Annotated in this window: 4 protein-coding genes and 1 pseudogene; 4 read left to right on the top strand and 1 reads right to left on the bottom strand. The window is 69.4% G+C overall.

The window, feature by feature from the left end; translation table 11 throughout:
• Positions 1-30: 30 nt before the first annotated feature.
• Positions 31-1,308, top strand: a complete 1,278-nt coding sequence (locus tag ACNFOC_RS24395; protein WP_416961232.1) for an MFS transporter — start codon at positions 31-33, stop codon at positions 1,306-1,308.
• Between the two features lie 131 nt (positions 1,309-1,439).
• Positions 1,440-2,033, top strand: coding sequence for an LppU/SCO3897 family protein (locus ACNFOC_RS24400; protein WP_416961233.1), 594 nt, complete (start codon positions 1,440-1,442; stop codon positions 2,031-2,033).
• Between the two features lie 104 nt (positions 2,034-2,137).
• On the opposite strand, the gene ACNFOC_RS24405 is transcribed toward ACNFOC_RS24400, so the two are convergent.
• Positions 2,138-3,580, bottom strand: coding sequence for a CCA tRNA nucleotidyltransferase (locus ACNFOC_RS24405; protein ID WP_416961234.1), 1,443 nt, complete (start codon positions 3,578-3,580; stop codon positions 2,138-2,140).
• Between the two features lie 261 nt (positions 3,581-3,841).
• Here ACNFOC_RS24405 and ACNFOC_RS24410 point away from each other — a divergent pair, with 261 nt between their 5' ends.
• On the top strand, positions 3,842-6,241 hold the full coding sequence (locus ACNFOC_RS24410; RefSeq protein ID WP_416961235.1) for a DUF6049 family protein: 2,400 nt from the start codon (positions 3,842-3,844) through the stop codon (positions 6,239-6,241).
• A 46-nt stretch (positions 6,242-6,287) separates the two neighbouring features.
• Positions 6,288-6,519: pseudogene (locus tag ACNFOC_RS24415) on the top strand (murein biosynthesis integral membrane protein MurJ); the annotation flags it as partial.

Consider the following 6,519-nt stretch of genomic DNA (forward strand, 5'->3'; position numbering starts at 1 on the left):
GGGACCCTCCTCGTATGTGAGGCTGTGCCCATGGCCGTCGTCCGTGACCTGCGCATCCTCCTGCGCTTCCAGGGCTTCCGGCGCCTGCTCGCCGTACGCCTGCTCTCCCAGGGCGCGGACGGCGTCTACCAGGTCGCACTAGCCGCCTACGTCGTCTTCTCCCCGGAGAAACAGACCTCGGCCGCCGCGATCGCCTCCGCGATGGCGATCCTGCTCCTCCCGTACTCCCTCATCGGCCCCTTCGCCGGCGTCCTCCTGGACCGCTGGCGCCGCCGCCAGGTCTTCCTCTACGGCAACCTGCTCCGCGCCCTGCTGGCCGCCGCCACCGCCGTCCTGATGCTGAGCCACGTCCCGGACTGGCTCTTCTACGTCTCCGCCCTGTGCGTCACCGCGGTCAACCGCTTCGTCCTCGCCGGCCTGTCCGCCGCCCTCCCGCGCGTGGTCGACGACGAACGCCTGGTCGTCGCCAACTCCCTTTCTCCCACGGCTGGAACACTGGCGGCGACCTTGGGCGGCGGCCTCGCCTTCCTCGTACGGCTGCTGGCCGCGGACACCGACGCCGCGGTAGTACTCCTGGGAGCGGCCCTCTATCTGTGCGCGGCTCTCACGTCCTTGCGCATGGCCCCCGAACTCTTCGGCCCCGACCGCGCCTTGACCCACCCCCGCCTCGCCACAGCACTCGCCGGCACCGCCCGGGACCTGACAGCGGCGGTACGCCATCTCGCCGCGCCGCAGCGCCGAGAGGCGGTCTGGGCGCTCGCCGCGATGACCCTGATGCGCTTCTGCTACGGCGCCCTGACGGTCCTGCTGCTGATGCTCTGCCGGTACGCCCTCTCCTCGACCCCGGACGACGGACTACGCCTGCTGGGGCTGGCGTTGGGGGTGTCCGGCGCCGGCTTCTTCGTGGCGGCCGTGGTGACACCCTGGGCCGCGGGCCGGCTCGGCCCCGGCCGCTGGATCGCCGTGTGCGCCGCGGGCGCCGCGCTCCTGGAACCGGCCCTCGGCCTCCCGTTCACCACCGCCCCCATGCTGGCGGCGGCCTTCGTCCTGGGCCTGACCACACAGGGCGCGAAGATCGCCACGGACACGATCGTGCAGTTCTCCGTCGACGACGGCTTCCGCGGCCGCATCTTCTCCGTCTACGACGTGCTCTTCAACGTCGCTTTCGTCGGCGCCGCCGCGATGGCTGCCCTGATGCTGCCCCCTGACGGCCGCTCAGCGGTGCTGGTGGTCACCGTGGCCGTTGTCTACGGAGCGGTTGCTGTGACTATGGCCCACTTTGAGCGCCGGAAAGTGTCACATCACTGACACGGAGTCGTCCTGGGGCACAGCGGTGTCAGTGGCGGCAGGTAGCTTACGGGCGTCTTATTTCGCATCATGCCGCACGCCGGACCAAGGGTCACGCCGTGCCATGCGTCCACGTTCCAGGGGGGACCTCAGTGACAACTCCGCCGCCTCAGGGCCCGAACCCATACACCCAGGGCCCGAACCCCTACGCCCAGGACCAGCAGCCGTACGGCCAGCCTCAGGCTCCGGCACCGTATCCGCCGCAGGCCCAGGCCCAGACCCCGTACCCGCCCCAGGCACAGGCTCCGTACCCGCCCCAGGGCGGCTACCCGCAGCAGCCCGGCCAGCCCGGCTTCCCGCCCCAGGGCGCGGGCCCGTTCGCTCCGGCTCCGCCGCAGCCCAGGCGCCGGTTCAGCCCCAAGCTGATCCGGCTCGCCGTCGTCATCGTGATAGGTATCGGCGCAGTCGTTTACGGCGTCATATCGAGTCAGGACGACGCCGACACCGCAAAGGTCGGCGACTGCATGCACCGCGGCAGCACCAGCGACACCAACCCGGACCTTGAGGTCGTGAAGTGCAGCGACTCGAAGGCCCAGTACACGGTGCTCGCCAAGATCAGCGGCACGTACTCCGAGTCGGAGGCCGACGCCAAGTGCACAGCGGCCGCGAAGGACTTCCAGTACTCGTACACCGAGAGCGGTGACGGCAGTAACTTCCTGCTCTGCCTGAAGGACTACAAGAAGTAGGGCAGTTGCGGCGCGGGGCGGTGTCTCATGTTTCACGTGAAACACCGCCCCTGATGCTGTCCCGGCGTCATGTTTCACGTGAAACATGACGCCGTTCCACGACCTCAGCTCTCCAAGGCCCACCACTCCTTGAGTGCGGCCACGGCCGCCTCATGCTCCATCGGCCCGTTCTCCAGCCGCAGTTCGAGCAGGAACTTGTAGGCGCGACCGATGACCGGCCCGGGCGTGACACCCAGGATCTCCATGATCTGGTTGCCGTCGAGGTCGGGGCGGATCGAGTCCAGCTCCTCCTGCTCCTGAAGCTGGGCGATGCGATCCTCCAGACCGTCGTACGCACGGGACAGCGCGGCGGCCCTGCGCTTGTTCCGTGTGGTGCAGTCCGAGCGGGTCAGCTTGTGGAGGCGGTCGAGCAGCGGGCCGGCGTCACGGACGTAGCGGCGGACGGCGGAGTCGGTCCACTCACCGGTGCCGTAGCCGTGGAACCGCAGGTGGAGTTCGACGAGACGCGAGACGTCCTTCACCAGGTCGTTCGAGTACTTGAGCGCCAGCATGCGTTTCTTGGTCATCTTCGCGCCGACCACCTCGTGGTGGTGGAACGAGACCCGGCCGTCGTTCTCGAAACGGCGGGTGCGCGGCTTGCCGATGTCGTGCAGCAGGGCGGCCAGGCGGAGGATCAGGTCGGGACCGTTCTCCTCCAGCTCGATCGCCTGCTCCAGAACGATCAGCGTGTGTTCGTAGACGTCCTTGTGCCGGTGGTGCTCGTCGCTCTCCAGGCGGAGGGCGGGAAGCTCGGGCAGGACGTGGTCCGCGAGCCCGGTGTCGACCAGCAGGGCCAGCCCCTTGCGAGGGTGCGCGGAGAGGATCAGCTTGTTCAGCTCGTCCCGCACCCGCTCGGCCGAGACGATCTCGATCCGCCCGGACATCTCCGTCATCGCCGCGACGACCTCGGGAGCGACCTCGAAGTCGAGCTGCGCGGCGAAGCGTGCCGCCCGCATCATCCGCAGGGGATCGTCCGAGAAGGACGCCTCGGGAGTGCCGGGGGTCCGCAGCACCCGGGCCTCGAGGTCGTCCAGGCCGCCGTGCGGGTCGATGAACTCCTTCTCCGGGAGCGCGACAGCCATCGCGTTCACCGTGAAGTCGCGCCGGACGAGGTCCTCCTCGATGGAGTCGCCGTACGACACCTCGGGCTTGCGAGAGGTTCGGTCGTACGCCTCCGACCGATAGGTGGTCACCTCGATCTGGTAGCCGTCTTTCTGTGCCCCCACGGTGCCGAAGGCGATCCCGACCTCCCACACGGCGTCCGCCCACGGCCTGACGATCTTCAGTACGTCCTCGGGGCGTGCGTCCGTGGTGAAGTCCAGGTCGTTGCCGAGCCGCTCGAGCAGCGCGTCCCGGACCGACCCGCCGACCAGGGCGAGAGAGAACCCGGCCTCCTGGAAGCGGCGGGCGAGGTCGTCGGCGACGGGAGCCACCCGCAGCAGCTCGCTCACCGCGCGGTGCTGCACCTGGCTCAGGGCACTGGGGTTGTCTTCGTTGGCGTTCGGCACAACAGAAAAGGGTACGTGGCCCCGGCCACCGCGAGCGCCTCCATTAAATGTGCCCCACGGACACGTCGGCCGATACCCGCGCAAGCGCTGCCCTTGCGACGTACATGAGCGCTCCCGTTTATAAGGTCACATACAGGACGGTCCGGCGTTGTTCTCCGATCTTGTGGAGCAGTCCGCGGCACTTCCCCTCAGCGCGCATCGTTACCATGCGTGGACGCACATTGCGACGACCACTGACGATGACGAGGGACGGGCGAGCGCGTGGCCGAGGCGGCAGACTTCCAGGGGACGTGTCCCTCACCTGCCCGCCGGTGGCTGCGGCGCACCGGCGCACTGCTCGCCGGGGCGCCTCTGCTGGCCGGCCTCCTCCAGTTGTCCGCTGTCACGCCCGCCGGTGCGGACGAGCAGACGTCCGCGCGGGCCGCCTCCGGCTCGCAGACGGTGTCGGTCTCCGTGGACACGCTCAGCCCCAGCATCCCCACGGACGGGGACACCCTGACCATCTCCGGGACGGTGACCAACAAGGGCAAGCAGACGGTCACGGACGCCCATGTGGGCCTGCGCCTGGGACAGGCGCTGAGCACCCGCTCCGCGATCGACACCGTCGCCAAGCGCACCGACTACGTCCAGGGCGTCGACGGCTCGGAGGTCGGTGACAAGTACACCGAGAAGTTCTCCAAGCTCACTCCCGGCGTCGCCGAGCCCTTCACACTCTCCGTCCCGGTGGACAAGCTGGACCTCGGTGACGACGGTGTCTACCCGCTCGGCGTCTCGCTCTCCGGCCAGACCTCCGCGCAGCCGTGGGAGCAGGTGCTGGGCATCCAGCGGACGTTCCTGCCGTGGCAGCCCGACGAGCCGGACACGAAGACGAAGACGACGTTTCTGTGGCCGCTCGTCTCCGGCGTCCACATGACGGCGCAGACGGGTTCCAACGAGCAGCAGACGCCGGTCTTCCTCAACGACGAACTCGCCAAGGAGATCGCCCCGGGCGGGCGCCTCGACCAGATGCTGTCGCTCGGCAAGGATCTCGACGTCACCTGGGTGATCGACCCGGACCTGCTGGCCTCCGTCGACGCGATGACCCGCAGCTACAAGATCCAGGGCGACGGCGACACCACGACGACGGGCACCCACCAGGCGGTCGCCAAGGCATGGCTCGCCGAGCTGCAGTCCGCGGTCGCGGACAAGGAGGTCGTCGCCCTCCCCTTCGCCGACCCGGACCTGGCGTCCCTGGCCCACAACGGCACCAGCGTCACCGGCTCGCTGAGCCACCTCAAGGACGCCACGGACGTTGCCGCGAGCACCGTGGAGACGGTGCTCCACGTGACGCCGACCACGGACTTCGCGTGGCCGGTGAGCGGCGCCGTGGACCCGTCGATCATCAAGGTCGCCACCTCGGCCGGCGCCGACAAGGTGATCGCCCGCAGCGACAGCCTCCAGGAGACCGGCGGTCTGTCGTACACGCCCTCCGCCGCCCGCCCCATCGGCGGCGGTACGACGGCGGTGGTCGCGGACTCACGGCTCTCCACCGCGTTCGAGGGCGACCTCACGAAGGCCGGGGCCGCCACGCTCGCCGAGCAGCGGTTCCTGGCCCAGAGCCTGGCGCTCGATCTGCAGACGGACAAGCAGCGCAGCATCGTCGTCGCCCCGCAGCGCATGCCGACCGGGAGCCAGGCCCAGACGATGGCCGAGGCACTGACGACCCTCCAGGGCAGCACCTGGAACGAGTCGCAGGGGCTCGCCGCGGCGGCCAAGGCCAAGCCCGACCCGAACGCCACCACGAAGATCCCGTCGTCCTCCTCGTACCCCTCCTCGCTGCGCAAGCAGGAGTTGCCGAAGTCGGCCTTCGAACAGATCGCGACCACCCAGGACAAGCTCGACAACTTCCGGGTGATCCTCACCGACGAGTCCCGGGTCGTGACCCCGTTCGGGCGGGCCATGAACCGTGAGATGTCCACGTCGTGGCGGGGACAGGCGGGCGAAGCGGCGAACTTCCGCCAGAGCGTGCTGAATTACCTCGAAGACCTCACCAACCAGGTGAAGCTGATCGACAAGTCCGAGACCAAGCTCTCGGGCCGCAGCGCCACGATCCCCGTGACCGTGCAGAACAATCTGGTGCAGGGCGTCGAACACCTGGTGCTGCGCCTCACCTCGACGAGCCCCACGCGCCTGAAGATCGGCGGCAAGGCCTACACGGAGCAGCAGGTCACGGTCAACGGCGGGCACAGCCAGTCCGTGAAGTTCACCACGTCGGCGAATGCCAATGGCAAGGTGGGCGTGACCGCCCAGCTGTACACGGAGGACGGCCAGGAGTACGGACAGGCCGTCAACTTCGACGTGAAGGTCACCGAGGTCACGGCCACCGTCATGCTGGTCATCGGCGGCGGTGTCCTGCTGCTCGTCCTCGCCGGCTTCCGGATGTACACGCACCGCAAGCGCGCCGTCGCCCGCCAGGCCGAGGAGGGTCCCGACGGACCCGACGACGAAGCGGCGGACGAGCCCGACGGCCCGGAGAACCCCGAAAGCCCCCAGGACCGTCTCAAGGAGGAGTCCGGCACTCCGTCCCGGGCAGACGACCCGGAGCACCCGAGTGACCCGACACCGGACACCGCACCGGAAAGCGCCGACCCGTCCGGCACGGGTGAGAGAGTGGACCGTTGAGCGATGTCGTGGCCGGTGGGCCCGGGGACGATGAGGTGGGGTAACCATGAACGCGCCGTACGACGGTGACCGCGGTCAGGGCGCGGGCGGCTCGGGCTACCCCGAGGGTCCGCCGCCCGAACACGGCCAGGTGCCGCCGCAGCCCCCCGCGGACATGTACCTCCAGGACGCCTACGACCAGGACCCCTACCGGGCACAGGACCTCTCCGCCCAGGACCCGGTCGCCGAGGCGCTGTACGACCGCGCCGCGCACCCCCCGCCGCCTCCGGGCACGTACC

The organism is Streptomyces colwelliae, from assembly GCF_048158785.1.
GTDB lineage: Bacteria > Actinomycetota > Actinomycetes > Streptomycetales > Streptomycetaceae > Streptomyces.

What these genes read in the sequence shown, in the direction of transcription:
- ACNFOC_RS24395 (WP_416961232.1), top strand. Translation starts at nt 31, where the DNA reads ATGGCCGTCGTCCGTGACCTGCGCATCCTCCTGCGCTTCCAGGGCTTC.